The sequence below is a fragment of the Spirillospora sp. CA-142024 genome (genome assembly GCF_050942325.1).
GTDB lineage: Bacteria > Actinomycetota > Actinomycetes > Streptosporangiales > Streptosporangiaceae > Spirillospora.
In genome coordinates this window covers 5,376,479-5,401,241 of sequence record NZ_CP192077.1, presented here as the reverse complement: position 1 = coordinate 5,401,241, position 24,763 = coordinate 5,376,479, and the positions used below count along the sequence as shown (strand labels likewise).

Here is a 24,763-nt window from a genome sequence, read left to right as displayed (position 1 = left end):
CGCGTGCTTCAGATCACCTTCTTCGCCGCGAGATCGGCGATCGCGTCCTCGTCCAGGCCGAGCAGGCCGCTCAGGACGTCATGGGTGTGCTCGCCCAGCGTCGGCGGCGCCGCGTAGTCCTCGACGGGAGTGCCGGACATCCTGATCGGGTAGCGCAGGCCGGGGACGGGGCCGGCCGTCTCGTGCACCATCTCGATCGGCAGTTCGCGGTGCCGGACGTGCTCGTCGTCGAGCGCCGTGCGGATGTCGTTGACCGGGCTCACCGGTACGTCGGCCGCGTCCAGCACCTCGATCCAGTGCCGTGCCTCGCGCTGGACGAAGATGTCCTGAAGCACCTCCAGCAGTTCCAGGCGGTGCTCGATCCGCGCGGAGATGCTCGCGAACCGCGGTTCCTCGATGAGCCCGGGGTGCCCGATGGCGCGGCAGGCCCGCCCGAACTGCGGGTTGGTGGTCGCGACGATGAAGAACTGGCGGCCGTCCGCGCACACGAAGGCCTGGGAGGGGATCCCGCCGAATCCGCCGTTGCCCCGCCGTTCGGGCACCATGCCGGAGACGAGGTAGTTCTGCACGTAGTGCGACATCGATGCGATCCCGCAGTCCAGCAGGGAGACGTCGAGGTGCTGCCCTGCGCCGTGCCGGTCCCTGTGACGGAGTGCCGCCAGGAGCGCGGTGCCGGTGTAGAGGCCGGTGAGGACGTCGATCAGAGAGAGGCCGGACTTCATCGGGCCGGCGCCGGGGGCCCCGTCCGGGTGACCGGAGACGCTCATCATGCCGCTGAGCGCCTGGAAGATCCCGTCGTACCCTGCCCTGTGCTCGTACGGCCCGCTCTGGCCGAAACCCGTGACCGAGCAGTAGATCAGCCGGGGAAAGCGTTCGCGCAGGTCCTCGTATCCGAGGCCGTACTTCGCGAGGACCCCTGGGCGGAAGTTCTCCAGCAGGATGTCGGAATGGCCGGCAAGGTCGAGCAGGACCTCCCTGCCCCGGCCGGTGGTGAAGTCCAGGGTGATCGACCGCTTGTTCCGGTTGCAGCTCAGGTAGAAGGCCGACATGCCCGCCGTGCCGCCGTCCAGGAAGGGCGGGCCGTACTGCCGGGCGTCGTCCCCGGTCGCGGGGCGCTCGATCTTGACGACCTCCGCGCCGAGGTCGCCCAGCATCTGGCTCGCCAGGGGGGCCGCCAGGATCCGGCTGAGGTCCAGGATCCGGACCCCGTGCAGCGCACCGTCGCTCACACTCATCTCCTCGCTACCGGACGTTCCATCAATCAGGTAGATTATTACATTGTATCTTCGGATTGAAGAGGAGACGTGCGATGACCGAGACGGCGAGCGCCGCCGAGCCGCTGGTGCGTGGCATGACCTGGGAGGACATGAAGGAGGGTGCGGCTTTCCGCACGGCGGCGAGAACCGTGACCGAGACCGACCTGATGAGCTTCGTCCATCTCGGCGGGTTCAACGAACCGCTGTTCTACGACGCGAGGCACGCCTCCGAAGGCGGCTATACCGGTCGGCTGCTCCCGGGTGCGCTGGTCTACGTGCTCGCCGAGGGGCTCATCCTGCAGACCAACGTCCTGCACGGCACCGGGCTGGCGTTCATGCACATGGAGTTCTCGGTCAAGCGCCCCACCTATGTGGGGGACACCCTGCACGTGGTCGTGGAGATCACCGGGTCGCGCCCGTCCAGCAAGCCCGGACGCGGCGTGGTGAGCAGCCGCTGCGGTGTGATCAACCAGCGAGGCGAGGAGGTCGCGGTCTTCACGCCCGTGCGGCTCATCCGTGGCCGCGACTTCGCGGACGGCCGCGCCTGAACGGTCGATGACCGATGAGGGGAGCGGGTGCCGCGGACCGCGCGGCTCGCGGCACCGCCCGTTTCATGACTGCTGGACGATGCCGGCGGAGATGAGCCGCTCCGCATCCGGCGCGGGCAATCCCCAGTCGAGCAGGACCGAGCGCGAGTCCGCGCCTGGCAGCGGGGGCGGACCGGCGATCCGGCCGGGCGTGCGGTCGAACCGGGGAGCGGGTGCCGGCTGGGTCACGTCGAAGGCGCGGGGATAGGTTCCACGCGCCTCGTTGTGCCGGTGGCCGGGTGCCTCGGTGATGCTGAGGACCGGCGTGACGCAGGCGTCGGTGCCGTCGAAGACCTCGGTCCACTCGGCCCGGGTGCGCGTGCGGAAGATGCCGGCGAACAGGCCCTTGAGCCGCGGCCAGTTGGCGGGGTCGTCCCGGTTCGGCAGATCTTCGACCCGCAGCCCGAGCCTCTCCACCATGATCGCGTAGAAGTGCGGCTCGATCGGTGCCACCGCCATGTAGCGGCCGTCGCTCGTCTCGTAGCTGTCGTAGTACGGTGCGCCCCCGTCGCAGAAGTTGGTGCCCGGTCTGTCCGTCCACCGGCCCTGCGCCAGCATCGAGTGGACCAGCGTGGTCAGGGACGCCACCCCGTCCACCATGGCCGCGTCGACCACCTGCCCTTGCCCTGTCGCGCGGCTGTTCAACAGGCCGCACACGAGGCCGAAGGCCAGCATCAGCCCGCCGCCGGCGAAGTCGGCGATGAGGCCGGGCGGGGTGGCCGGAGGCGACCCCGGGCGCTTGAGGAGGGAGAGGGCGCCGGTCAGCGCCTGGTAGTTGAGGTCGTGCCCGGCCATCCGCGACATCGGCCCGGTCTGGCCCCACCCGGTCATCCGGCCGTAGACCAGTCCGGGATTGCGCCTCAGGCACACGTCCGGTCCGAAGCCCAGCCGCTCGGCCACCCCGGGCCGGAAGCCCTCGATGAGGACGTCGGCCCGCTCGACCAGGCGCACGAGGGCGTCCAGGCCCTCGGGCCGCTTGAGGTCGATCATGATCGAGCGGCGGCCGCGGCTGAGCGCGTACTTCCCGGCGCCGGCCGGACGGGCGCCTGGACGGTCGACCCGGATGACCTCGGCACCGAGGTCGGACAGGAGCATCGCCGTGTACGGGGCCGCGCCGAGCCCGGCCATCTCCACGACACGGACTCCGGCCAGTGGTCCTTCGGATGCCGTGCTCATCGGATGTCTCGATCGGGGGTGGTCGAGTACACGTGCTCCTCCTGTGGGCTCGGTGAGCCTCTGCTAGCCCGGCGACTCACCGGTGTGGCTCGTGCGGCATTCCAACCGTTGATCGGCACCGCAGGCACGGTGTCGCCTCGATCCAACGGACGACCTCATGGCGATATCCATAGATATGTCAGATAATTAATCTCTCTCGCGGACGATCGTGCGCCCTCGCTTCGGAGCGTGCCCACCCCCGAACGTTGTAGCTCATTGAGCTAAACTATATAACTATTAGATCGGTCCCCGGCCGGAACCGGGACCGGCCGCCCCGGTGCAGCGCGTACGACGGAAGTGAGCCGACATGACAGAGGTCGCCAGCAGGCATCGTCTCCTGGAGGATGCGCGCCTCCCGGAGGTCCTGACGGCCGTGACCGCCGGGGAGCACGTCCCTCGCGGGGCCGGCCCGGTCTTCGGCGTCGAGGATCCCGCGACCGAGAACACGGTCGTGAGGTTCGAGGAGACGAGCGCCGACGGCGTCGCGGAGGCCGTCGAGAACGCCCACGGCGCGTGGCGGGACTGGGCGCGGCTCGACCCCGTCGAGCGGGGACGCGTCCTGATGGGAGTGGCCGAGGCTCTGCGTGAGAACGCCGGCCTGCTCGCCCGGCTGGAGTCGGTCGACTCGGGCAAGCCGCTGTCCCAGGCGCGCGCGGACATCGCGGGAAGCGCACGCTACTTCGAGTACTACGCCGGCCTGGCCGACAAGATCCACGGGGAGACCATCCCGCAGCCCGAGGGCACGTTCACCTACACCGTGCGCGAACCGTTCGGCGTCGTCGCCCACATCACGCCCTGGAACGCCCCGCTGACCCAGATGACGCGCGGTGCGGCCCCGTGCCTGGCGGCCGGCAACACCGTGGTCGTGAAGCCGTCCGAGCTGACGCCCCTGACGTCGGTGCTGGCCGCCCGCCTGATGGTGGAGGCGGGACTGCCCCCGGGTGTCTGCAACGTCGTGCTCGGCACCGGGGACGGGACCGGAACCGCTCTGACCCGGCATCCCCTCGTCCGGCACATCACCTTCACGGGCTCCGTCGCGGCCGGCCGCCGTGTCGGGGCCGTGGCGGCCGAGCGGATCATCGGCGTCAACCTCGAACTCGGCGGCAAGTCCCCGACCATCGTCTGCGCCGATGCGGACCTCGACACGGCCGCGAAGGCGGGCGCGCTGGCGGTGATCCGCAACTCCGGGCAGTCCTGCTTCGCGACGACCCGGCTGCTCGTGGACCGCCGGGTGCACGGAGAGTTCGTGGAGCGCCTCGCCGGCCACGTCGCGGGCCTGTCGGTCGGGCACGGTCTGGACGATCCCGACCTCGGACCGCTGATCTCGGCGCGTCAGCGGTCACGGGTCCTCGACCACATCGACCGCGCCGTACGCGACGGCGCCGACGTGGTGGTCGGCGGCGGCGCGACCGAAGGCGCCGAGCGCGGGTACTTCGTCTCGCCGACGCTGCTCAGCGGCGTCACCAACGACATGGCCGTCGCCAGGGAGGAGATCTTCGGGCCGGTCCAGTCGGTCATCGCGTTCGACTCGCTGGAGGAGGCGGTCGAGATCGCCAACGACACCGAGTACGGGCTGTCCGCCGGCGTGTTCACCGCGCGGGTCGGAACGGCGCACCGGATAGCGGCCGAACTGCAGGCGGGACAGGTGCAGGTGAACCGCTACTCGGGCGCGGGCGTCGAGGTTCCCTTCGGCGGCTACAAGAACAGCGGCCTGGGACGGGAGAAGGGCACCGAGGCGGTCGCCCACTACACCCAGCTCAAGAGCGTCATCGTCGCCACCTCATGAGGGGCGGGAGGGAAGGATCGGACATGTCGTCCACACCGGTGCTCGGATTCATCGGCCTCGGGGTCATGGGGTCGCGGATGTGCGCGAACCTCGTCCGCCGTTCGGGGGCGGCCGTGGTCGTCTTCGACCCGGTCGAGGAGGCCGCGGACGCGGCGGTGGCGCTGGGTGCGCGGCGCCATGAGGACGTCGGCGGCGTGGCGAGGGACGCCGACATCGTCTTCCTGTCGCTGCCGAGCATCGCCGAAGTGGAGTCGGTCTGCGGGGAACTGGCGGCCGCGGCGGAACGTCCCCGGATCGTCGTCGACATGAGCACCAGCGATGTGGCGCGCACCCGCGAGCTTTCCGACCGACTGGACAAGGCAGGTGTCGCTCTCGTCGACGCGCCGGTCGCGCGGCTCCGCCAAGCGGCCGAGGACGGCACGCTCCTCATCACCGTGGGCGGCTCCGAGGCTCACTTCGCCGAACTGGAGCCGTTCCTGTCCTGCATGGGCAGCGACATCGTCCATGCGGGCGGCACCGGCAACGGCCAGGTGATGAAGATCCTCAACAACATGGTGCTGTTCCTCAACATGAACGCGCTGGCCGAGGCGCTCACCATCGGCCGGGCGGCCGGGGTGGACGGTGCCCTGCTGTTCCGGACCCTGGCGCTGGGGTCGGCCGACAGTTTCGCGCTGCGCAGGACGGCGACGGCGACGATGATCCCCGGCGAGTTCCCCGAGCGGGCCTTCCCGACGAACTATGCGATCAAGGACCTGGCGCTGGCGCTCCAGCTCGCACACGACGAGGAGATCGAGGTGCCGGCGGCGAGCCAGACCATGGCCCTGCTGGAGCGCACCCGCGACGCCGGCTACGGCGAGAACTACTACCCCGCGATGATCAAGCTGGTGGACGGCCGTGGCTGAGCACGCCGGGACTCCGGCCGCCGGGCCGCCGGCCTGGGACGTGTGGGCGCTGCGCCTGGGCTCGGCGGACCGTCCCGCACGCGACAACTTCCTGATGCCCTGCGCGCGCTCCGGCGCCATGCGCCTCGACTTCACGATGTGGGTGGCGCGTGACGGCGACCGGGTCGTCGTCGTCGACACGGGCTTCAGCGAACGCGCCGGTGAGAAACGCGGCAGGCATCTCGACCTCCGTCCCGCCCAAGCGGTCCGGCGGCTCGGGATCGCGCCCGAACAGGTCGGCGAGGTCGTCCTCACACACCTGCACTTCGACCACGCGGGCAACATCGGGGACTTCCCGCAGGCCAAGGTCACGGTCCAGGCCGGCGAACTGGAGTACACCACCGGCAAGGCCATGACGCGTCCGGCGCTCAGCCACTTCTTCGAGGCGGACGACGTCGTGGACGTCGTCCGCCGTGTGCACGACGGCGGGGTGCGGGTGGCCGAGGGCGATGTCGAGCTGGCCCCGGGGCTGGAGCTCTGCCTCATCGGCGGCCACACCAAGGGTCTGCAGGCCGTCCGCGTGCACACCGGACGGGGGTGGGTCGTCCTCGCTTCGGACGCGCTGCACTACTACGCCAACTTCCACGAGCGGAACCCGTTCCCCGCGATCCTCGACCTGGGGGTGATGCTCGACGGATACGACCGGATCGGGCGCCTCGCGGAGAGCGAGGACCACATCGTGCCAGGTCACGACCCCGCGGTCTTCGAGCGCTACGCCGATCCCCATGACGGTCTGCCCGACGGGACGGTGGCCTTGCATCGCGCTCCCCGACAGGTTTCCGCTTCCTGACGAAAGCTGGTACACCAATGGACTTCTCCCTACCGCCAGAGGTGGACGAGTTCCGCCGCTCGGTGGAGGCCTTCTCCCTCGAACGGCTCGCCCCCGATGCCCGTGCGCGGGCGCATTCCGCCGACTACCCGTGGGACGTGGCGCGAGCGATGGCCGCCCAGGGACTGCTCGGCCTGACCATCCCCGAGGACAAGGGCGGCCAGGGTGCCGGCCTGCTCGCGGCCGTGACCGCCATCCAGGCGGTGGCCAGGGGATGCCCGCGCAGCGCCGACGTCGTCCAGGCAGGCAACTTCGGCCCGATCCGCACCTTCGCCGAGTACGCCACGCCCGCGCAGCGTGAGCGCTACCTGCCCGGCCTCCTGGCGGGCGAGACCCTGATCGGCCTCGGCATGACCGAGCCCGAGGCCGGGTCGGCGGTCACCGACCTGACCACCAGCGCGGTGCCGAAGGGCGACGGGGTCCTCGTGAACGGCACCAAGATCTTCTCGACGCACAGCGCCGAGGCGACCGTCTTCCTGGTGTACGTGCGGTTCGGTCCCGGCGTCGGCGGTATCGGCTCGGTGCTCGTGGACCGCGACAGCGAAGGCCTCACGATCGGTGAGCCCTCGACGTTCATGAACGGCGAGCACTGGTGCCAGCTCTACTTCGACGACTGCTACGTGCCGGCCGGCCAGGTCCTGCTGGGCGAGGGCGGTTTCAAGAGGCAGATCAGCGGGTTCAACGTCGAACGGCTCGGCAACGCGTCCCGCTCCATCGCGCTCGGACGCTACGCGTTCGACCAGGCCACCGAGCACCTCAATACGCGCCACCAGTTCGGCCGCCCGCTGTCGGAGTTCCAAGGACTGCAGTGGATGTTCGCCGAGGCCGCGGTGAAGCTGGAGTCGGCGCAGATGCTCTTGCAGCGGGCCGCGGTCACGGGCGACCGGGACGGCATCCCTTCGGCGTTCGACACGGCCGTCGCGAAGTTCGCGGCCAACCAGGCCGGATACGGCGCCGCCGACGTCGCGATGCAGGCCATGGGCGCCACCGGGTTCAGCACCGAGGCGCTGGTCGAGTACTGCTTCCGCCGGACGCGGGGCTGGATGATCGCGGGCGGGTCGACCGAGGTGCTCAAGAACCGCATCGCCGAACACGTCTTCGGCCGCCGCTTCAGCCAGCGGAGCACCGCCTCATGACCTCGGATTCACTGTACGAGGCGCTGCTCAGCCCCTCTTCGGTGGCGATCGTGGGCGCCTCGGACACTCCCGGCAAGACCACGGCCCGGCCGATGGAGTACCTGCGTCGGCACGGGTGGAAGGGAGAGCTGTTCCCCGTCAATCCCACCCGGGACACCGTGCTCGGTGAACGATCCTGGACCTCCCTCAGCGCGCTTCCGGTGGTGCCCGATCACGCCTTCGTCCTCACCGGGGCGGACCTCGCCGTCGAGGCGGTGCACGAGTGCGCCGGCCTCGGCGTGACCGTGGTCACGGTCATGGCCGACGGCTTCCTGGAGGACGGCGGTCGCGGCAGCGCCCGGCGCGCCGAACTGAAGGAGATCGTCCGGGCGTCCGGCGTCCGGCTGCTCGGGCCCGGCAGCCTGGGCGTCTTCGCTCCCGGTGCCGGGCTCGCCCTCACCGCGAACGCCGCCTTCGCCGAGGCTGACCCCGGCGAAGGCGGTGTCTTCGTCGCCTCGCAGTCCGGCAGCGCCATGGGCGCCCTGCTCTCCCGTGGCCTGGAAATGGGGGTGGGTTTTCGCGGCATGGTCTCCACGGGGAACGAACTCGACCTGACGCTCGGTGAGATCTGCCTCGCCTCGGTCGGCGACCCCCGGATCGAGAGTTACGCCCTCTTCCTGGAGAACATCCAGGGCGCCGACGACCTGCGCGCCTTCGCCCGGGCCGCCGCGGAACGCGGCAAGCCGATCCTCGCCTACAAGCTCGGCCGGACGGACGCCGGCGCTCGCCTGGCCGTGTCGCACACCGGCGCACTGTCGGGGGACGACGCCGTCGCCGACGCTCTGCTCAAGGATCTGGGGATCGCCAGGGTGCGCACCTTCGAGGCACTGCTCGAAGGGCAGAACCTGGTACGCGGCCTGCCGATCCCGTCCTCCGGAGCAGCGCGTCCCCGGGTGTGCGTGCTGTCCACCACCGGTGGCGGGGGAGCGATGGCCGTCGACTGCCTTGCCGCCGCCGGGGCCGATCTTCCCGGGCCGTCGCCGGAGACCATCGACCGGCTCGCCGAGACCGGGATCGTCGCCGGTCATGGCGCCTTGATCGACCTCACGCTCGCCGGAACCCGCTATGACGTGATGAAGGGCGCGCTCGACATCGTCCTGGCGGCACCGGAGTTCGACGCGGTCGTGGCGGTCCCGGGCAGTTCCGCGCGGTTCCATCCCGATCTGGCGGTCAGGCCGATCGCGGACTGTGCGGGAAACGGCAAGCCCCTCGCGGCCTTCGTGATGCCTGCGGCGCCCGAGGCGCTCCGCCTGCTGAGGAACAGCGGGGTGGCGGCCTTCCGGACGGCGGAAGCCTGCGCCGACGCCCTCCTCGCGGCCTTCGGCCGCCGCAGGCCCGCCGCGGGGGATCTGCCGAGGCGCCGGATCCCGTCCGATGACTCGGAGATCCTGGACGAGGCAGGATCGTACGAAATCCTGAGCGGGGCCGGTGTCCCCTGTGCCTCGCACGCCGTGGTGACGGCGGGCCGGCTTCCTTCCGGCCTTCCGGTGCCCGGCCCGGTGGCGGTCAAGATCCTCTCAGCCGACGTACCGCACAAGTCCGACGTGGGCGGCGTCGTTCTCCGGGTCACCGACGGCGCCGGCCTTCGGGCAGCGGTGGATAGCATCGCGCGATCGGTCAGGGAGAGGCTGCCCGGCGTGGTACCTGAACGCTTCCTGGTTCAGACGATGGCGCGTGGGGTGGGCGAGGCCCTCGTCGGCTTCCGGCGAGACCCGGACGCGGGACCGGTCGTCGTTCTGGCCGCCGGGGGAGTGCTGGCGGAGCTCTACCGGGACCGGAGCATCAGGCCCGCCCCCGTCGACACGGCCACGGCCCGCGAGATGATCGACGAGGTCATCGCCTTCCGGGCGCTCGCCGGCTACCGAGGCATTCCCATGGGCGACCTTGATGCCCTGGCCCACGCCGTGGCCGCCGTGTCCAGGCTCGCGGAGGCCGATGGGGCCGCGATCGTCGAAGCCGAAGTGAACCCGCTGCTCGTGCTCCCCGAGGGGCAGGGCGTCGTCGCGGTGGACGCCCTCGTGCGTCGCGAGAGGAGGGCTTGAGGCGATGGCCGGAAAGACACGCGGGACGGTCATCGGCGCACTGGCGGAACGCGCGATGGAACTGCGCGCCGCACCGATTCAGGCGGCCGTGGCCGACGCGGCGGAACTGGCCCTTGTGGACTGGCTCGGCGTCACTCTCGGGGGCAGCACCGGTGTTCCCGCCCGAGCTCTCGTTAACGGATTCGGCCCGCTTTCTGGGGCCGGCCGCCTGGTCGGCGGCGGGACGGCGCCGCCCCCGCTGGCCGCGCTCGTGAACGGCACCGCCGCGCACACGCTGGAACTCGACGACATCTACTCGCCAGGGCTCTTCCACCCGGGGGCACCGATCATCGCCGCGGCGCTGGCGGTGGCGGACCGGGTGCGAGCGTCCGGAGAGACGCTGCTGCGCGCGGTGGTCACCGGGTACGAGGTCGGCTGCCGTGTGGCGGCGGACCTGGGGCCCGCACACTACGAGCACTGGCACACCACCGGCACGGCCGGAAGCATCGGGGCCGCCGCCGCGGCGGCGGAGGTGCTGGGCGCGGATGAGGCCGTCTTCGCGAACGCTCTCGCCCTGGCCGCGACGACGGCTTCCGGGCTGCAGCAGACGTTCCGCAGCGACGCGATGGGCAAACCCCTGCACGCGGGGAACGCCGCGCACGCCGGGGTGGTGGCGGCGGCCCTGGCCGTCGGCGGCGTGACCGGGGCACCGGATGCGCTGGAAGGGGAGGCGGGGCTCGGGGCGGCGTCGGGAGCGCCGTCCGGCTGGGAGCAATGCCGCGCCCCGCTCGGATCGCGGCCGGCGATCAACTCGATCACCGTCAAGCCCTATCCATGCTGCGGGCACACCTTCGCGGTCATCGACGCTGTTCTGGAGTTGCGTGCCAACGGGCTGACGGCGGGTGACGTCGAACGCCTGGAGGTGGCGACGTACGCCACCGCATTGGCGGTCGCCGGGATCGCTCGCCCCCGCACGGCGGCCGAGCGCAGGTTCAGCATTGCCCATCTCGCGTCGCTCGCCCTGGTGGACGGTGCGGTGACCAGAGCGGCCATCGAGTCGTCCACGGAGAGCGCTGACCTCCGGGCACTCGTCGAGGCCGTCCGGCTGGAGACGGATCCTGTCTTCGAGGAGCGGTTTCCCGGCCGTCGCGGTGCGCGGGTGACGGCGGTGACCCGCTCGGGGGAGCGGGTCACCGCCGAGGTACCGGACCGTTCGGGCAGCCCGCAGAACCCGCTGCCCTACGAGCGCGTGAAACAGAAGTTCCTCGACACCGCGGGGCCGGTGCTGAAAACCCGCGGACCTCGGCTGCTGACCCAGGTCGCCCGGCTCCGCGCGGGAGGCCCGGTCACCGATCTCGATCTCGCCTGAACCCGACCTGCGGCTGCGGTCAGGGCTTGCCCGGGAGCAGGCCGACGGGGCGGCCCGCGGGCGCGGTGCCGTACAACTGCGGCAGGGCCTCGACCAGTTCGTCGGCGGTGACCGCTTCGCCGGTGCGGGCGTGGTGGGTGGAGGCGATGGTCCAGGACTGCATCCGGTTGAGCTTGTCGCCGTCGACCCGCAGGACCTGGCCGGTGAGCCAGCCGGCCGCGTCGGAGGCCAGGTAGACGACCACTCCCGAGGCGTTGGCGGGGTCCAGCGGGTCGAAGCCGTTCTCGCCGGGCGTGCCGCCCTTCAGCATCCCGGCCGTCATGCGGGTGGCCGCGATGGGGGAGATGGCGTTGACGGTGACTCCGTAGCGGCGCATCTCCATCGCGGCGATCGTGGTCAGGTTGGCGATGCCGGCCTTGGCCGCGCCGTAGTTGGACTGCCCGGCCTGGCCGAACAGACCGGTGCCCGAAGTGGTGTTGATGACGCGGCCGGCGATCGGTTCACCGCGCTTGAACGCCTCGCGCCAGTAGGCGCAGGCATGCCGGGTGAGCCCGAAGGTCCCCTTGAGATGCACCGCGATCACGGCGTCGAATTCGGCCTCGGTCATCGAGAAGATCATCCGATCGCGGAGGATGCCCGCGTTGTTCACCACGATGTCGAGCCGGCCGAACTCGGCGACCGTGTCGGCGACCAGGGCCTCGGTGGCCTGCCAGTCCGCGACCGAGCCTCCGTTCGCGGCGGCCCGCCCGCCGAGCTTGGTGATCTCGGCGACCACCTCGTCCGCCGGGGACTCCGCGGCCTCCTCGCCGTGCAGGCCGGCGCCGAGATCGTTCACGACCACGGTGGCGCCCGCTTCGGCCAGCGCCAGGCAGTGCGCCCGGCCCAGTCCCCGTCCGCCGCCGGTGACGATGGCCACCTTCCCGTCCAGAAGCCCCACGACATGCCTCCTCTTGCGTTGGTCGCACGCGACGTTCGCCGAAATACCTTAATTATCTTACTATATCCCTCCTTCTCGATGGCTTCAGGACTTGGCAGGCCTAGCTAAATAAGGTAGATATTTTAGCGGAAGCGAGGTGGAGATGAAGGTCGGTGTCTGGTTCGATCTGCGCAACCCGCCGCGATGGCGGCGGGATCCGGCGCGCCTGTACGCCTTCGTGCTCGAGATGTGCGAAGAGGCCGAGCACCTCGGCGCGGACTCGATCTGGTTCACCGAGCACCACCGGTTCGAGGACGACTACCTGCCCCAGCCGCTGACGTTCGCCGCCGCGGCGGCCGCCCGCACCCGCAGGGTGCGCCTGGGGACGGGCATCCTGATCGCGCCGCTGCGCAAGACCGCCCAGCTGGCCGAGGAGGCCGCGGTCGTGGACCTCGTCAGCGGGGGGAGGCTCGACCTCGGGCTCGGCGCCGGATACCGGGCGCCCGAGTTCGACCTGTTCGGAGCCGACATCGCCGCGCGGTACCGGACGCTGGACGCGCAGGTCGGCGAGCTCCGGCGGCTGTGGGGCGAAGGCGGTGTCACGCCCGCGCCCGTCCAGGAGCACCTGCCGATCTGGCTCGGCTACCTCGGGCCGAAGGGGGCGCGGCGCGCGGGCCGCATGGGGGAGTGCCTGCTCTCGGCCGGCGCCGAATCGTGGCCGGAGTACCGGGCCGGGCTCGCCGAGGGCGGGCACGATCTCCGCGGGGCCCGCATGGCGGGGGGCATCGACGGCTTCGTCAGCGATGATCCCGAGCGGGACTGGCCCCTGGTGGCACCGCACGTGGCCTACCAGTTCGACAGCTATCGCCGCTACATGGTGGAGGGCACCGGCCGTCCCGTTCCCCGGCCCGTGGACCCGGACCTACTCCGGTCGCGCCCATCGAGAGGCCCGCTGTCCTCGTTCACGTTCGACACCCCCGAGAACATGGCCGCCCACGTCAGGAAGCAGACCGGGGCGGCGCCGGTGGAGACGGTGTGGTTCGGCGCCTCGGTCGCCGGGTTGCCCGAGGCCGCGGTGGCCCGGCATGTGGAAGTGATCTGCGGGCGGCTGCGTCCGCTGCTTCAGGAGGATGCTTCGTGAGCAGGCTGGACGGCAAGACCGCGGTCATCACCGGAGCCGCGTCCGGCATCGGCGCGGCGACCGCGCGACGCGTCGCGGCCGAAGGAGCGCGCACGGTCGTGGCCGACCTGAACAAGGACGGTGCCGTCATGGTCGCCGAGGAGATCAACTCGTCCGGCGGGACCGCGATCGCCGTGGGGATGGATCTGGGCGACACCGACTCGGTGCGGGCCATGGTCGAGACCACTGTCGACGCGTACGGCGGCATCGACGTCCTGCACAACAACGCCGCCGCCACGCACCTCGCGGCCACGCGGGACCTGGCCGTCGCGGAGGCCGACCCGGCGGTGTGGGACGAGACCATGCGCGTCAACGTGCGCGGCACGATGGTCGCGATCCAGGCCGCCGTGCCGTACATGATCGCCGCCGGCGGCGGCTCGATCATCAACACCTCGTCGGGTTCCGGGCTCGCCGGGGACCTGCGCAATCCCGCCTACGGCGCTTCCAAGGCCGCTCTGATCAACCTGACCTGGTACGTGGCCACCCAGTACGGCAAGCAGGGCGTCCGGTGCAACGCGATCACACCCGGATTCATCGTGACCAGGGCGACCGGCCAGTCCGCCTACGCCGCGATGCAGGAGACGATGCTGCGCCACCACCTGACGCCCAGGCTCGGGACGCCAGAGGACGTGGCCGCGGCGGTCGTCTTCCTGGCCTCGGACGAGGCGGGCTTCGTCACCGGGCAGACGCTCGGCGTGGACGGCGGACTGCTCGCCCACCAGCCCTACGTCGCGGACATGCGGCAGGGATAGCACGAGGGACATCCGCCGCCAAGGCCATGCCGGCGGTGACACCGAAGGAGCGCCAGATGGTGAACGTTGACATCGAGTTGCACCGGCGTAGGGCAGCCGCCGATCTGCCGCGGCCGCGGCTCATCATCGGGGGCGCGGACGTCCTCGAAGCCAGCGGGGGCGTCCACGAGCACGTCAATCCGGCGACCGGTGAGGTGCAGGCCTCCGTCCCGCTCGCCGGCGTCGGCGAGGTCGACCGGGCGGTCGCGGCCGCCCGCCGCGCGTTCGACGAGGTGTGGGGGCCGATGCGGCCCGCGGAGCGGCGCCGCCTGCTGACCCGCTTCGCCGGCCTGATCCGCGAGCACATCGAGGAGTTCGCCGCGATCTGCCCGCTGGAGAACGGGGTCTGCATCGGTGGATGGGCCGAGCGCGTCGGGCCGCACGTCGCCGAGTGGACCGAGTACTACGCGGGCTGGGCGGACAAGATCGAGGGCAGCGTCTCCGCCGCCTACAGCCCGAACGAGTTCATGGAGTACACGGTCGCCGAGCCGTACGGGGTGATCGGGCACATCATCACCTGGAACTCGCCGGCCCTGTCGCTGGCGATGAAGGTGCCGCCGTCGCTGGCGGCGGGCAACACCGTCGTGATCAAGCCGGCGGAGAGTACGCCCTTCTCCGCGCTGCTGTTCACCGAACTGGCGCGTGAGGCCGGCATCCCGGACGGAGTGATCAATATCGTCACCGGTCTCGGGGAGGCCGGGCAGGCGCTGGTGACCCACCCCGGGATCGACAAGATCTCCTTCACCGGCGGCCCGGTGACCGCGCGGCACATCATGGCCGCCGCGGCGGCCTCCCTCAAGCCGGTGCTGTTCGAACTGGGCGGCAAGTCGGCCAACCTCCTGTTCGCCGACGCCGACCTCGACACCGTCGGCCCCTACTGCGCCGCCTTCGCGATGAGCAATTCGGGTCAGGGCTGCGCGCTGCCGACCCGGCTGCTGGTGGAGCGTCCCGTCTACGACGAGGTCGTAGAGCGGGTGGTCGGCACCGTGAAGGCGCTGCCGGTCGGCGATCCGCTGGACCCCGCCACCTATATCGGCCCGCTGATCGACCCGGCCGCGCGGGACCGCGTCCAGGACATGATCGAGAAGGCCGTCGCGGACAAGGCCGGGCGCCTCGTCCACGGCGGCGAGCGCATCGAGGCCGACGGCTACTTCGTCGCCCCGACCGTCTTCGCGGACGTCGATAACAAGAGCGAACTGGCGCAGAAAGAGGTGTTCGGCCCGGTTCTGGCCATCACGCCGTTCGACACCGAGGACGAGGGTGTCGCCCTGGCCAATGAGAGCGAGTACGGGCTGTCGGCCTACATTCAGTCTCCGAACGTCGACAGGATCAACCGCCTCGTCCCGAGGCTGAAGGCCGGCACCGTCTACGTCAATCCCGGCCCGAACCCCATCACCTGTGCCGGTACGCCCTTCGGCGGCGTCGGGATCAGCGGTTTCGGCCGCGAGGGCGGCAAGGCCGGACTGGACGAGTTCATCCACGTCAAGGGCGTCGGCGTCGGTCGCCTGTGAGCCCTGCCCCTGGTCCGAGCTCCCGCCTCGGACCAGGGGTGACGTGACCGAGATCGCAGCGAGGCCGCTTGACATGTAACGTCCTCGTAACATTGTGATCAACCGATTCCGATGTTACTGTCGACCCGTATTCCGCCCGTTTCCTGGCCGTATCCGGGCCGGCCATCGCGTTACTCGGCTCGCGGATGGTGCGTGATGAGCGATAAAGACCTGCGGGAGGTCCTGGCGGGCGTTGACTGGGGGCTCTCGACGTCCGTGAGTCTCGCCGCCCCCTCAGGAGGCTCTCCCGATTTCGCCCTGTCCGATTCCTCGCGGCGGTGGTCCACGGATCTGGCCGCGGTGCTGGGCAGGACTCCGACCTCCTGCCAGATGGTCGCCGGCTGGCCGTACCTGCAGCCGGCGCGCCCCGGGCACTGGGACCGGGCGGTACTGGACCGCTGCGACCGCAGGCTGGATCAGCTGCTGGGCCGCGGGATCAAGCCGGGCGTCACACTTCTCCACGTCGACATGCCGCGCTGGGCGGATGAGTCCGGAGGCTGGCTCGACCGTGACACGGCGTCGCGCTTCGCCGACTTCGCGGCGGGGATGGGGGAGCGGTTCGGAGATCGCGTGTCCCGCTGGACGACCGTCAGCGACGTGTTGGTCCACTCGGTGGCCGACTACGTGGCGGGAATGCTTCCGACCGGCCGGGGCGTGGGGATGCGGGGCCTGGTGGCCCTCCATCACGTTCTCCTCGGTGCGGGCCTCGCGGTGCGCGCGCTCCGGCAGACCGCGAGCGGCGCCGAGGTCGGCGGCTCCCTGACGGTGATCGGCGGATATGCCGCATCCGACGACATCGAGGACCACATCGCTCTGGAGCGGCTCGAGAGCTGGGCGCACCGCCTCCTGCTCGATCCGATGCTTCTCGGCCGGCACATGGTCGCCGAGGGCGACCGCTCGCCGGTGGAGGACACGGGATGCGTACGGCACGGGGACATGGAGGCCATCGCCGAGCCCGCCGACGTGCTGGGGGTGGTCTGGCACGTGCCCACGCGGGTGGCGGCACCGGAGAACCTGGCCAGGCTGCTGCCGGTGCGGGAGTGCTTCAGCGCGCTCAACGACGCCAACCGCGTGCTCGCCCGCCTCGGATTCGTGCTCGCGCCGATGGAGGCCGTCCAGACCAACCGCTACGGATGGCCGGTGGTACCCGAGGCGCTGGCCGATGCCGTCGCCGCCCTTCACGACATCTACGGTGACGCCCTGCCCCCGCTGCGCGTCATCGACAACGGAATGTACGACCTGGATCCGGCCTCCGACACCGACGAGGAACGGGACCGCCGCCAGGCGGGCCTCACGGCCCAGCTGAAATGGCTGGCCCGGGTGATGGCGGAGGGGGTTGAAGTCAGCGGATACGAGTACTGGTCGCTGATGGACAACGCCGCATGGAAGCTGCGGTACACGCGGCATTATGCGATGGCGGCCGACAACCGGCAGTACCCGCCGCAGCCCGCCATTCCGAGCGACTGGCCCCATCAGCCGGCCTTCGGCGGCCCCCCTCCGGCCGGAAGGGCCGCCAAGCCCGGACGGCGCGCCCTCTACTCGGTCTAGGTCCGCTCCTGTAGACGTGGGAGCGCCGGCCCGGCACTCGGCAGGTGTCAGGGACCTTCGATCGTGTCCTGCTCGGCGAGCCATTTCTCGTGGCGGTCGAAGTGTCCCCGGTCGCGCGTGACCCAGATCCCGGACGCACGCGCCAGGACCGCGCCGCCCGGCAGCAGTGTCATCTCACCCGCGATGTACCAGCGCGACCCCTCTCGGCGGTCCACCCAGGCCCTGATCTGAACCGGCCTCTCCACGGGAACCGGCTTGACGAAGCTCACCGTCAGCTCGGCGGTGACCGAGAGCGTCCGGTTGAGCAACGGCACGTGGCCCAGGCATTCGTCCATGACCGATGCCGTCCACCCGCCGTGGGCGACGTTGGGACCGCCCTCCTGGTCCCTCGGACAGGACACGTGGAACCAGGCGTTCCCCGCGTCGTCGAGGCGCTCGCGCTGGACGCCGAGCCGGCACCTTCCGGCAGCGTGGCACGCGCCGCACAATGCCACCCCGCCTTGGGTGCGCGGCGGGTCCTGGAAGTCGGAGCCCGCCCAGCGCCGGTTGGGTGTCCGGGCCTGACCGCCGTCAGCCTGCATGAAGGGTCCCTCCGGTGGATGGCCTTGCGTATATCTTTTAAATAGGTTATCTATATCATGATATTACACACATCTCTCCGGAGGGTGCCCCGTGGCCGACCCCTACGACCGCACGCGGTTGTCCGATCTGACCGGCAAGGTCGCTCTGGTCACCGGCGGCAGCCGCGGTCTCGGCCGCGAGATGGTCCTGGGCTTCGCGGCCGCCGGCGCCGACGTGGTGATCGCCAGCCGCAGGCTCGCCGCGTGCGAGGAACTCGCCGAGACCGTCCGCCGGACCACCGGGCGGCAGGCGCTCCCCATCGCGTGCCATGTCGGCAGGTGGGACGAGATCGACCGCATGGTGGACGCCGTGTACCGGCACTTCGGGCGTATTGACGTCCTGGTCAACAACGCCGGGATGTCGCCGCTGTACGACAGCGTCATGGACATCACCGAGGAGCTGTACGACAAGGTCCTCGGGGTGAACCTCAAAGGGCCCTTCCGGCTGATGGCCCAGGTCGGCACGCGGATGGCGGCCGGAGCGGGCGGTTCGATCATCAACATCAGCAGCATCGGCGCCATTCGCACCGGCAAGGACGTGATCCCCTACGCGGCGGCCAAGGCGGGGCTGAACAGCATGACCGCCTCGTTCGCCCACGCTCTCGGCCCTACCGTCCGGGTGAACGGGATCATGCCGGGCGGGTTCTTCACGGACGTGTCCGCGCACTGGGACCGCGAGGCGTTCGACCGGCACGCCGCCCAGGCCTTCGCGCTCGGCCGCGGCGGGGAACCCCGCGAGATCGTCGGTACGGCCCTCTACTTCGCCTCGGAGGCGTCGAGCTACACCACCGGTTCCGTCCTCGTCGTCGACGGCGGCGTTCCGGCCTAGGCACGAAGGGGAAGACCATGGCAGAAGCGGGACGGCTCCAGGGCAAGGTCGCGGTGGTGACCGGTGCGGGCTCGGGCATAGGCAGGGCGATCACGCTCAGGTTCGCGGCCGAAGGCGCCCGGGTCGTGGCCGCGGACATCTCGGGGGACCAGGAGAAGGTGGCCGCCGAGGCCCATGGCGACGTGGAGCCCTTCTCGTGCGATGTCAGCGACGAGACGGCGGTCCGGGCGCTGATGGATCACTGCCGGGAGCGTCACGGCCGACTGGAGGTCCTGGCGAACAACGCCGGCATCTCGGGCGGCCGGGCCCGCGTCCACGAGACCGGCATGGACGCCTTCGACCGGGTGATGTCCGTGAACGTGCGAGGTTCCTACATGGTCCTCAAATACGCCCTGCCGCTCCTGCTGGAAGCGCCGAACGGGGCGTCGGTCGTCAACACCGCCTCGATCGGAGGATTCCGGGCCACGCCCGGCTCGTCCCCGTACATCACCTCCAAGGGGGCGCAGGTGATGATGACCAGGGCGGCGGCCTTGGAGTACGTCAAGGACGGGATCCGGGTGAACGCGGTGTGTCCCGGCACGACGCAGACCGCGATCCTGGACGGCAGCCCCCCGGACCTGCTGCGGATGCTGTCGGACAGGATCCCGATGGGACGGCTCGGAACCGCCGAGGAAGTGGCGAACCTCGCGCTCTTCCTGGCCTCGGACGAGGCGTCCTACATCACCGGCCAGTGCTACGTGATCGATGGCGGCCGCAGCGCGGGCTGAGCGGCATGAACGCGCCAGGCGGCGGAGTGCCCCGTACGGGCTCCGCCGCCTTACGCGTTCGTCGAGCGGCCTTCAGACCGCCGCCTGCCGGGGCGTCTGCTCCGGGACGTTGAAGAGGTCGCTGAACGCGCCGCGGGTGATGCGCTCGCGGACGTCGTCCGGCACGCCGTCGAACAGCCCGCGGAGCGTCTCCTGCGTGTGCCCGTACGTGCCCTCCAGATGGGGGTAGTCGTCCCCCCACATGACGTTCTGGTAGTCGGTGTAGCGGACGGTGTCCACGGCGCTGACGTCGTGCTGGAATGACGCGTACACCTGCTGCTTCATGATCTCGCTGGGCAGGCGGCTGAGCTTGGGCCGCACGAACATGCCGTGCTGGCGGTAGGCCTCGTCCATCCGGTCGGCGATGGCCGGCAGCCAGGAGGCGCCGCCCTCGGCGATGAAGATCTTCAGATCGGGGTGGCGGTCCAGGGCGCCGCCGGCGACCATGTGCGACACGACGCGCATGCCGGGGTAGGTGGTCTCCATGAAGTTGACCACCGCCCCGCCCGGCCCGCGGTAGAGGACCGTGTCGCCGCCGGTGCCGATGTGGAAGGCCAGGGCGATGCCGGCCCGTTCCGCGACGGTCCAGAGCGGCTCCCAGCGGTCGAGGCCGTACTCCTCTCCGGGAGCGGTCTGGGTGGGCAGGAAGACCGCCTGGAAGCCCAGCTCGGCGGCGCGTTCCAGTTCGGCGACCGCGTCGTCCATGTCCGCCATGGAGACGCAGGCGGGCGTGAAGATCCGCTCGGTGCGCTGCATGATCTCCGCGTGCGCCCAGTCGTTCCAGGAGCGGACGACCTCGCGGGCCAGTTCCCGGTCGCGGATCAGCACGGACCAGAACCCCATCGAGGGGAAGGCCACCTGGCCCCAGACGCCCTCCTGGTCGAGGTCCTTGAGGCGGACGTCCAGGTCGCGCGCGCCCGGTGGGCGGATGGCGTCCATCATGTCGTTGAGCTGACGGCTGACCCGGTCGCCGTCGATGTAGAGCACCTCGAACCGGTCGCCGCGCTCGCTGCGCGGGGCGCGATCGGCCAGCCGCCGGGGGAGTGCCTGGACCCAGAGGTCCTCGGGCTCGAGTACGTGGGAGTCGGCCGAGTTGGCCCAGATCTTGGTCATCCGTCCTCCTGAACCTGCGCCGGTATAGTCCAACTATTCTATATATCTAGCTATATTCAGCAAGCCTTGTCGGGCGTCGTCCCGGGGTGCCGAGCCGTGCAAGCTTTGCTAAAGTAGTCTAATTATATAGCTATATCTGACATGAGGGGGTCCGATGGGTGGACTGGTCGCCTACGGCGCCTACGTACCGCACCACAGGCTGCGGCGAGCGGAGATCGCCGCCGTGCTGGGAGCCGGGCCCGCGCCCGGCTCGCGCTCGGTCGCCGGGCACGACGAGGACAGCACGTCGATGGCGGTGGAGGCCGCGCGCGCCGCGCTGCGCGGCCTCTCCGAGAGCCGCGCCCCCCGTCAGCTGCTCTTCGCCACGTCGGCCCCGGCCTACACCGACAAGACGAACGCGACCGCCGTGCACGCGGCGCTGCGGCTCGACCGGACCGCTCCCGCGGCGGACATGTGCGGCGCCGTCCGGTCCGGCCTCGCGGCGGTCACGGCGGCCCAGGACTCTCCGGTACCGACCCTGGCCGTCCTGTCGGATCTGCGTGGCGGGCTTCCCGGCGGCGCGGACGAGCGCGACGGCGGTGACGCGGCGGCGGCGTTCCTGTTCGCAGGTTCGGGAGACACCGCCTCCACCGCCCCGGTGATCGCGGACGTCCTCGCCCGCGCCTGGTCCACGGCGGAGTTCCTGGACCGGTGGCGGATCCCGGGCGAGGCGTCGTCGCGGACGTGGGAGGAGCGCTTCGGCGAGCAGGCCTACGCGCCGCTCGCCGGCGCGGCGTTCGCCGACGCGCTCAAGCAGGCGGGCCTGACCCCGGAGGACGTCGATCGCCTGATCGTCGCGGGCACCCACGGGCGAGCGGTCCGCAGCGCCGCGGCGCGGACCGGCGTCCCGCGCGAGGCCTGGGCGGACGACCTCGCGAGCACCATCGGGAACCCGGGGACGGCCCAGTTCGGCGTCGTGCTGTGCGATGTGCTCGACCGGGCCGGGCCCGGCGAGACCATCGCCGTCATGCTGCTGGCCGACGGCGTCTCGGTGCTCGTCCTGCGCACCACCGAGGCACTGGCGGCGCGAAGGGCGACGCCGGCGGTCGCCGAGCAGATCGAGAGCGGGAACGACTCGCTCAGCTACGCGGCCTTCCTCACATGGCGGGGCCTTCTCGACCGGGAACCGCCCCGCCGGCCCGACCCCGAACCGCCCTACGCGCCGCCCATGCTGCGCTCGGCCGAGTGGAAGTACGCCTTCGTGGCGGGCCGGTGCGCCGCCTGCGGCTCCCGCCATCTCCCGCCGGCCGACGTCTGCCGGGAATGCCGGCATGCCGGGCCGATGGAGCCCGAGCCGATGGCGGACGTGGCCGGGACGATCGCGACCTTCACCATCGACCATCTGGCGTACTCGCTCAGCCCGCCGACCGTCATGGCCGTCGTGGACTTCGACGGCGGCGGCCGGATGCGGTGCGAGCTGACCGACGCCGACCCCGGATCGCTCCGGATCGGGGACCGGGTGGAGATGTCGTTCCGGCGCACCCGGACCGCACGGGGCGTGCACAACTACTTCTGGAAGGCCCGGCCCGCGCGCCGCGCCGCCGCACGAGGCTGAGGAGGAGACCGGTGGGATCGAACGGCATCCGGGATCGGGTCGCGATCGTCGGCATGGGCTGCACCGCCTTCGGAGAGCACTGGGGCAGGTCGGTGGACGGCATGCTGGTGGAGTCCACCACCGCCGCGGCCGAGTCGGCGGGCGTCGCCCTGGCCGACGTCGACGCGTTCTGGCTCGGCACGCAGGGGTCGGGCGTCTCGGGACTGACGCTCAGCAGGGCTCTGCGCATCGCCGACAAGCCGGTGACCCGCGTCGAGAACTTCTGCGCCACCGGCTCGGAGGCGCTGCGCCAGGCCTGCTACGCGGTGGCGTCGGGCGCCTATGACATGGCCATGGCGGTGGGTGTGGAGAAGCTCAAGGACTCGGGCTTCTCCGGCCTGAGCGGGGCTCCCGTGCCCGACGACGGCACCGTCGGCATGAACGACATGACGGCTCCGGCGTCCTTCAGCCTTCTGGCACCCGCGTACGCCAGGCGGTACGGGGTCGACACCGCGGAGCTGAAGGACGTGCTGGCGCGGGTCGCGTGGAAGAACCATGTGAACGGCGCGCGCAACGAGAGGGCGCAGTTCCGCAAGGAAGTGCCGATCGAGCGCATCAAGGCGGCGCCGGCCGTGGCGGGCATGCTGGGCGTGTTCGACTGCTCCGGCGTCTCGGACGGGTCGGCGGCGGCGATCGTGGTGCGGGCCGAGGACGCCCACCGCCACACCGACAAGCCGATCTTCGTGAAGGCGCTGTCCTTCGTGGCCGGGGCGGCCGCCGGCGCGAGCGATCCGGGGTACGACTTCACCACCTTCCCCGAAGTGGTGGCCTCGGCGCGGGACGCCTACCGGCAGGCGGGCGTGACCGACCCCCGGGCGCAGATCGCGATGGCCGAGGTGCACGACTGCTTCACCCCCACCGAGCTGGTCCTGATGGAGGACCTGGGGTTCTCTGATCGGGGCCAGGCCTGGAAGGACGTGCGGTCGGGCGTCTTCGACCTCGACGGGGACCTCCCGGTGAATCCGGACGGGGGGCTCAAGGCGTTCGGGCACCCGATCGGCGCGTCCGGGCTGAGGATGATGTTCGAGGCATGGCTGCAGCTGCGCGGCGAGGCCCCGCCCGAACGCCGGATCGCGTCCCTCGCCGAAGGACGCCGGCTCGCTCTCACCCAGAACCTCGGCGGCGCCCCGGGTGAATGCGTCTCCTTCGTCTCGCTGGTCGGCGCCGAGCCCGGCGCCTGATCTCCCCGCCGGAAACACGGAAGGACGACGGATGACCGTCACCAGGCCAGGCCCGCCGAGCGAGCAGGAGCAGCAGGAACTGCGCGCCTGGTTCCGCGAGCACTGGGAACGCGGAGTCGAGTTCAACCGGGACTGCCGCATGAGCGTCAGGCGCTGGGACCCGGACGGGGTCGAGATGGCGCTCCCGTTCGCCGAACGCCTGACCGCGCACGACGGTGTCTTCCACGGCGGCCTGATCGCCGCCCTGATCGACACCGCCGGCGGTGGCGCCGTCATGGCCGGGCACGACTTCTCCAGGGGCAGCCGGATCAGCACCGTGTCCCTGTCCCTCCAGTACCTTGCCCCGGCACCGGGCCCTGAGGTGGTCGCCCACGCGCGTTGCGTGCGACGCGGAGGCCGCATCCATTTCTCCGAGGTCGAGGTCCGCCGGGCCGACGGGGCCGTTTGCGCCCGAGGCCAGGTCGTTCTGGCCGTGTCCGGAGAGCGGCCCGGTGTAGGGCGGCCGATTCCGAGCCGAACGACATGAGGAGCGAGTGATGTCCGAGCGAGCCGGCGCCCGAGCCGATACGGATCTGGTCCTGTACGACGTGGACGAGGACGGCGTCGCCACCCTCACCCTCAACCGGCCGGAGCGTAAGAACGCCTGGAATCCCCTCATGGAGACGCGGTTCTTCGAACTGCTGGACCGGGCGGCGGCCGACCCCCGGGTCCGCGTCGTGATCGTCACAGGTGCGGGCAAGGCGTTCTGCCCCGGCATGGACATGCAGCGGCTGGAGCAGAACTCCCGGCCGGGGGAGGGCCTGCACCTTGAAGGCCGCAGTCCCATGTACAGCCGGCGGCTGCTGCCGAAGCCGATGATCGCCGCCATCAACGGCGGGTGCGCGGGCGTCGGCCTGATCCAGGCGCTGATCTGCGACGTGCGGTTCGCGGCGCGCGGGGCCCGCTTCAGCACCGCGTTCACGCGGCGCGGGCTGGCGGGCGAGTACAACCTGCCCTACGTGCTGCCCCGGCTCATCGGCCTGGAGAACGCGCTCGACCTGCTGCTTTCGGGGCGGACCTTCGACGCCGACGAGGCGAAGGCACTGGGCCTGGTCAGCAGGGTCGTGGAGCCCGGTGAGCTCATGGACGCCGCCCGCGCCTACGCCCGCGACATCGCCCGCAACTGCTCACCTCGCGCGATGGCCGTCGTCCGGCACCAGGTCTACGGCGACCTCGACCGGGATTTCCCCGAGGCGCTCGCGCGCAGCTACTCGGCGATGGAGTACTTCGCGGGCTCCCCGGACTTCCGGGAGGGCGTGGTGAGCTTCACGCAGAAGCGCCCGCCGAAGTTCGCGGGGCTTCCCCCGGAGTTCGACCCGCAGGAGGCCACCCGCGATCCGTTCCTGCCCGGTTGAGCACGGAGAGGACGAACGTGCCC

22 protein-coding genes are annotated in these 24,763 nt (G+C 70.9%); 17 read left to right on the top strand and 5 right to left on the bottom strand.

The window, feature by feature from the left end:
• Window positions 1-8: 8 nt before the first annotated feature.
• Entirely contained in the window at window positions 9-1,229 is a 1,221-nt protein-coding gene (locus ACQPZP_RS25940) for a CaiB/BaiF CoA transferase family protein (protein WP_433472320.1), read from the bottom strand.
• 80 nt (window positions 1,230-1,309) lie between these two features.
• Here ACQPZP_RS25940 and ACQPZP_RS25935 point away from each other — a divergent pair, with 80 nt between their 5' ends.
• Complete coding sequence (locus tag ACQPZP_RS25935) at window positions 1,310-1,804, top strand: MaoC family dehydratase (RefSeq protein WP_433472319.1); 495 nt, start codon at window positions 1,310-1,312, stop codon at window positions 1,802-1,804.
• Window positions 1,805-1,867: 63 nt separating this feature from the next.
• Here ACQPZP_RS25935 and ACQPZP_RS25930 read toward each other — a convergent pair whose 3' ends face one another.
• Complete coding sequence (locus ACQPZP_RS25930; RefSeq protein WP_433472318.1) at window positions 1,868-3,019, bottom strand: CaiB/BaiF CoA transferase family protein; 1,152 nt, start codon at window positions 3,017-3,019, stop codon at window positions 1,868-1,870.
• 346 nt (window positions 3,020-3,365) lie between these two features.
• On the opposite strand from ACQPZP_RS25930, the gene ACQPZP_RS25925 reads away from it, so the two are divergent.
• Genes ACQPZP_RS25925 through ACQPZP_RS25900 form a run of 6 tightly spaced genes read left to right on the top strand, consistent with a single transcriptional unit; the run spans window position 3,366 to window position 11,179 of the window.
• The gene (locus ACQPZP_RS25925) at window positions 3,366-4,844 is read left to right on the top strand and encodes an aldehyde dehydrogenase family protein (RefSeq protein ID WP_433472317.1); all 1,479 of its coding nucleotides are present in this window, start codon (window positions 3,366-3,368) and stop codon (window positions 4,842-4,844) included.
• A gap of 23 nt (window positions 4,845-4,867) precedes the next feature.
• Window positions 4,868-5,746, top strand: coding sequence for an NAD(P)-dependent oxidoreductase (locus tag ACQPZP_RS25920; RefSeq protein WP_433472316.1), 879 nt, complete (start codon window positions 4,868-4,870; stop codon window positions 5,744-5,746).
• Complete coding sequence (locus tag ACQPZP_RS25915) at window positions 5,739-6,575, top strand: N-acyl homoserine lactonase family protein (RefSeq protein ID WP_433472315.1); 837 nt, start codon at window positions 5,739-5,741, stop codon at window positions 6,573-6,575. Before ACQPZP_RS25920 ends, ACQPZP_RS25915 begins: the two co-directional genes overlap by 8 nt.
• A gap of 17 nt (window positions 6,576-6,592) precedes the next feature.
• The gene (locus ACQPZP_RS25910; RefSeq protein ID WP_433472314.1) at window positions 6,593-7,750 is read left to right on the top strand and encodes an acyl-CoA dehydrogenase family protein; all 1,158 of its coding nucleotides are present in this window, start codon (window positions 6,593-6,595) and stop codon (window positions 7,748-7,750) included.
• Window positions 7,747-9,831 (top strand): acetate--CoA ligase family protein, encoded by a 2,085-nt coding sequence (locus tag ACQPZP_RS25905; protein WP_433472313.1) that lies wholly within the window; start codon window positions 7,747-7,749, stop codon window positions 9,829-9,831. Before ACQPZP_RS25910 ends, ACQPZP_RS25905 begins: the two co-directional genes overlap by 4 nt.
• A 4-nt stretch (window positions 9,832-9,835) precedes the next feature.
• Entirely contained in the window at window positions 9,836-11,179 is a 1,344-nt protein-coding gene (locus ACQPZP_RS25900; protein ID WP_433472312.1) for an MmgE/PrpD family protein, read from the top strand.
• A gap of 19 nt (window positions 11,180-11,198) precedes the next feature.
• On the opposite strand, the gene ACQPZP_RS25895 is transcribed toward ACQPZP_RS25900, so the two are convergent.
• A complete protein-coding gene (locus ACQPZP_RS25895) occupies window positions 11,199-12,116 on the bottom strand; it encodes an SDR family NAD(P)-dependent oxidoreductase (protein ID WP_433472311.1) in 918 nt (305 codons plus the stop codon).
• 142 nt (window positions 12,117-12,258) lie between these two features.
• Here ACQPZP_RS25895 and ACQPZP_RS25890 point away from each other — a divergent pair, with 142 nt between their 5' ends.
• The 4 genes from ACQPZP_RS25890 to ACQPZP_RS25875 all read left to right on the top strand — a co-directional run bounded on the left by ACQPZP_RS25890 (window position 12,259) and on the right by ACQPZP_RS25875 (window position 17,164).
• Entirely contained in the window at window positions 12,259-13,236 is a 978-nt protein-coding gene (locus ACQPZP_RS25890; protein ID WP_433472310.1) for an LLM class flavin-dependent oxidoreductase, read from the top strand.
• On the top strand, window positions 13,233-14,027 hold the full coding sequence (locus tag ACQPZP_RS25885) for an SDR family NAD(P)-dependent oxidoreductase (RefSeq protein ID WP_433472309.1): 795 nt from the start codon (window positions 13,233-13,235) through the stop codon (window positions 14,025-14,027). Before ACQPZP_RS25890 ends, ACQPZP_RS25885 begins: the two co-directional genes overlap by 4 nt.
• A gap of 56 nt (window positions 14,028-14,083) precedes the next feature.
• Window positions 14,084-15,577 (top strand): aldehyde dehydrogenase family protein, encoded by a 1,494-nt coding sequence (locus ACQPZP_RS25880; RefSeq protein ID WP_433472308.1) that lies wholly within the window; start codon window positions 14,084-14,086, stop codon window positions 15,575-15,577.
• A gap of 195 nt (window positions 15,578-15,772) precedes the next feature.
• Window positions 15,773-17,164 (top strand): family 1 glycosylhydrolase, encoded by a 1,392-nt coding sequence (locus tag ACQPZP_RS25875; protein WP_433472307.1) that lies wholly within the window; start codon window positions 15,773-15,775, stop codon window positions 17,162-17,164.
• 47 nt (window positions 17,165-17,211) lie between these two features.
• Here ACQPZP_RS25875 and ACQPZP_RS25870 read toward each other — a convergent pair whose 3' ends face one another.
• Window positions 17,212-17,745, bottom strand: a complete 534-nt coding sequence (locus tag ACQPZP_RS25870; protein ID WP_433472306.1) for a PaaI family thioesterase — start codon at window positions 17,743-17,745, stop codon at window positions 17,212-17,214.
• Between the two features lie 91 nt (window positions 17,746-17,836).
• On the opposite strand from ACQPZP_RS25870, the gene ACQPZP_RS25865 reads away from it, so the two are divergent.
• Entirely contained in the window at window positions 17,837-18,613 is a 777-nt protein-coding gene (locus tag ACQPZP_RS25865; protein ID WP_433472305.1) for an SDR family NAD(P)-dependent oxidoreductase, read from the top strand.
• Window positions 18,614-18,630: 17 nt separating this feature from the next.
• Window positions 18,631-19,380 carry an SDR family NAD(P)-dependent oxidoreductase gene (locus ACQPZP_RS25860; protein WP_433472304.1) on the top strand — a complete coding sequence of 250 codons (750 nt, stop codon included), beginning with the start codon at window positions 18,631-18,633 and terminating at the stop codon, window positions 19,378-19,380.
• 72 nt (window positions 19,381-19,452) lie between these two features.
• Here ACQPZP_RS25860 and ACQPZP_RS25855 read toward each other — a convergent pair whose 3' ends face one another.
• The gene (locus tag ACQPZP_RS25855) at window positions 19,453-20,532 is read right to left on the bottom strand and encodes an amidohydrolase family protein (protein WP_433472303.1); all 1,080 of its coding nucleotides are present in this window, start codon (window positions 20,530-20,532) and stop codon (window positions 19,453-19,455) included.
• 154 nt (window positions 20,533-20,686) lie between these two features.
• Here ACQPZP_RS25855 and ACQPZP_RS25850 point away from each other — a divergent pair, with 154 nt between their 5' ends.
• Genes ACQPZP_RS25850 through ACQPZP_RS25835 form a run of 4 tightly spaced genes read left to right on the top strand, consistent with a single transcriptional unit; the run spans window position 20,687 to window position 24,740 of the window.
• The gene (locus tag ACQPZP_RS25850; RefSeq protein ID WP_433472302.1) at window positions 20,687-22,126 is read left to right on the top strand and encodes an OB-fold domain-containing protein; all 1,440 of its coding nucleotides are present in this window, start codon (window positions 20,687-20,689) and stop codon (window positions 22,124-22,126) included.
• An 11-nt stretch (window positions 22,127-22,137) separates the two neighbouring features.
• The gene (locus ACQPZP_RS25845) at window positions 22,138-23,346 is read left to right on the top strand and encodes an acetyl-CoA acetyltransferase (RefSeq protein ID WP_433472301.1); all 1,209 of its coding nucleotides are present in this window, start codon (window positions 22,138-22,140) and stop codon (window positions 23,344-23,346) included.
• Between the two features lie 31 nt (window positions 23,347-23,377).
• Window positions 23,378-23,872 carry a PaaI family thioesterase gene (locus ACQPZP_RS25840; RefSeq protein ID WP_433472300.1) on the top strand — a complete coding sequence of 165 codons (495 nt, stop codon included), beginning with the start codon at window positions 23,378-23,380 and terminating at the stop codon, window positions 23,870-23,872.
• Window positions 23,873-23,882: 10 nt separating this feature from the next.
• Window positions 23,883-24,740, top strand: coding sequence for an enoyl-CoA hydratase-related protein (locus tag ACQPZP_RS25835; RefSeq protein WP_433472299.1), 858 nt, complete (start codon window positions 23,883-23,885; stop codon window positions 24,738-24,740).
• Window positions 24,741-24,763: the final 23 nt, after the last annotated feature.

Bases quoted from the DNA above. Each gene is read 5' to 3' on its own strand.
- ACQPZP_RS25855 (WP_433472303.1), bottom strand. From the start codon at position 20,532: ATGACCAAGATCTGGGCCAACTCGGCCGACTCCCACGTACTCGAGCCC.
- ACQPZP_RS25930 (WP_433472318.1), bottom strand. From the start codon at position 3,019: ATGAGCACGGCATCCGAAGGACCACTGGCCGGAGTCCGTGTCGTGGAG.
- ACQPZP_RS25835 (WP_433472299.1), top strand. From the start codon at position 23,883: ATGTCCGAGCGAGCCGGCGCCCGAGCCGATACGGATCTGGTCCTGTAC.
- ACQPZP_RS25905 (WP_433472313.1), top strand. From the start codon at position 7,747: ATGACCTCGGATTCACTGTACGAGGCGCTGCTCAGCCCCTCTTCGGTG.
- ACQPZP_RS25840 (WP_433472300.1), top strand. From the start codon at position 23,378: ATGACCGTCACCAGGCCAGGCCCGCCGAGCGAGCAGGAGCAGCAGGAA.
- ACQPZP_RS25870 (WP_433472306.1), bottom strand. From the start codon at position 17,745: ATGCAGGCTGACGGCGGTCAGGCCCGGACACCCAACCGGCGCTGGGCG.
- ACQPZP_RS25875 (WP_433472307.1), top strand. From the start codon at position 15,773: ATGAGCGATAAAGACCTGCGGGAGGTCCTGGCGGGCGTTGACTGGGGG.
- ACQPZP_RS25920 (WP_433472316.1), top strand. From the start codon at position 4,868: ATGTCGTCCACACCGGTGCTCGGATTCATCGGCCTCGGGGTCATGGGG.
- ACQPZP_RS25935 (WP_433472319.1), top strand. From the start codon at position 1,310: ATGACCGAGACGGCGAGCGCCGCCGAGCCGCTGGTGCGTGGCATGACC.
- ACQPZP_RS25860 (WP_433472304.1), top strand. From the start codon at position 18,631: ATGGCAGAAGCGGGACGGCTCCAGGGCAAGGTCGCGGTGGTGACCGGT.
- ACQPZP_RS25900 (WP_433472312.1), top strand. From the start codon at position 9,836: ATGGCCGGAAAGACACGCGGGACGGTCATCGGCGCACTGGCGGAACGC.
- ACQPZP_RS25925 (WP_433472317.1), top strand. From the start codon at position 3,366: ATGACAGAGGTCGCCAGCAGGCATCGTCTCCTGGAGGATGCGCGCCTC.
- ACQPZP_RS25890 (WP_433472310.1), top strand. From the start codon at position 12,259: ATGAAGGTCGGTGTCTGGTTCGATCTGCGCAACCCGCCGCGATGGCGG.
- ACQPZP_RS25880 (WP_433472308.1), top strand. From the start codon at position 14,084: ATGGTGAACGTTGACATCGAGTTGCACCGGCGTAGGGCAGCCGCCGAT.
- ACQPZP_RS25850 (WP_433472302.1), top strand. From the start codon at position 20,687: ATGGGTGGACTGGTCGCCTACGGCGCCTACGTACCGCACCACAGGCTG.
- ACQPZP_RS25910 (WP_433472314.1), top strand. From the start codon at position 6,593: ATGGACTTCTCCCTACCGCCAGAGGTGGACGAGTTCCGCCGCTCGGTG.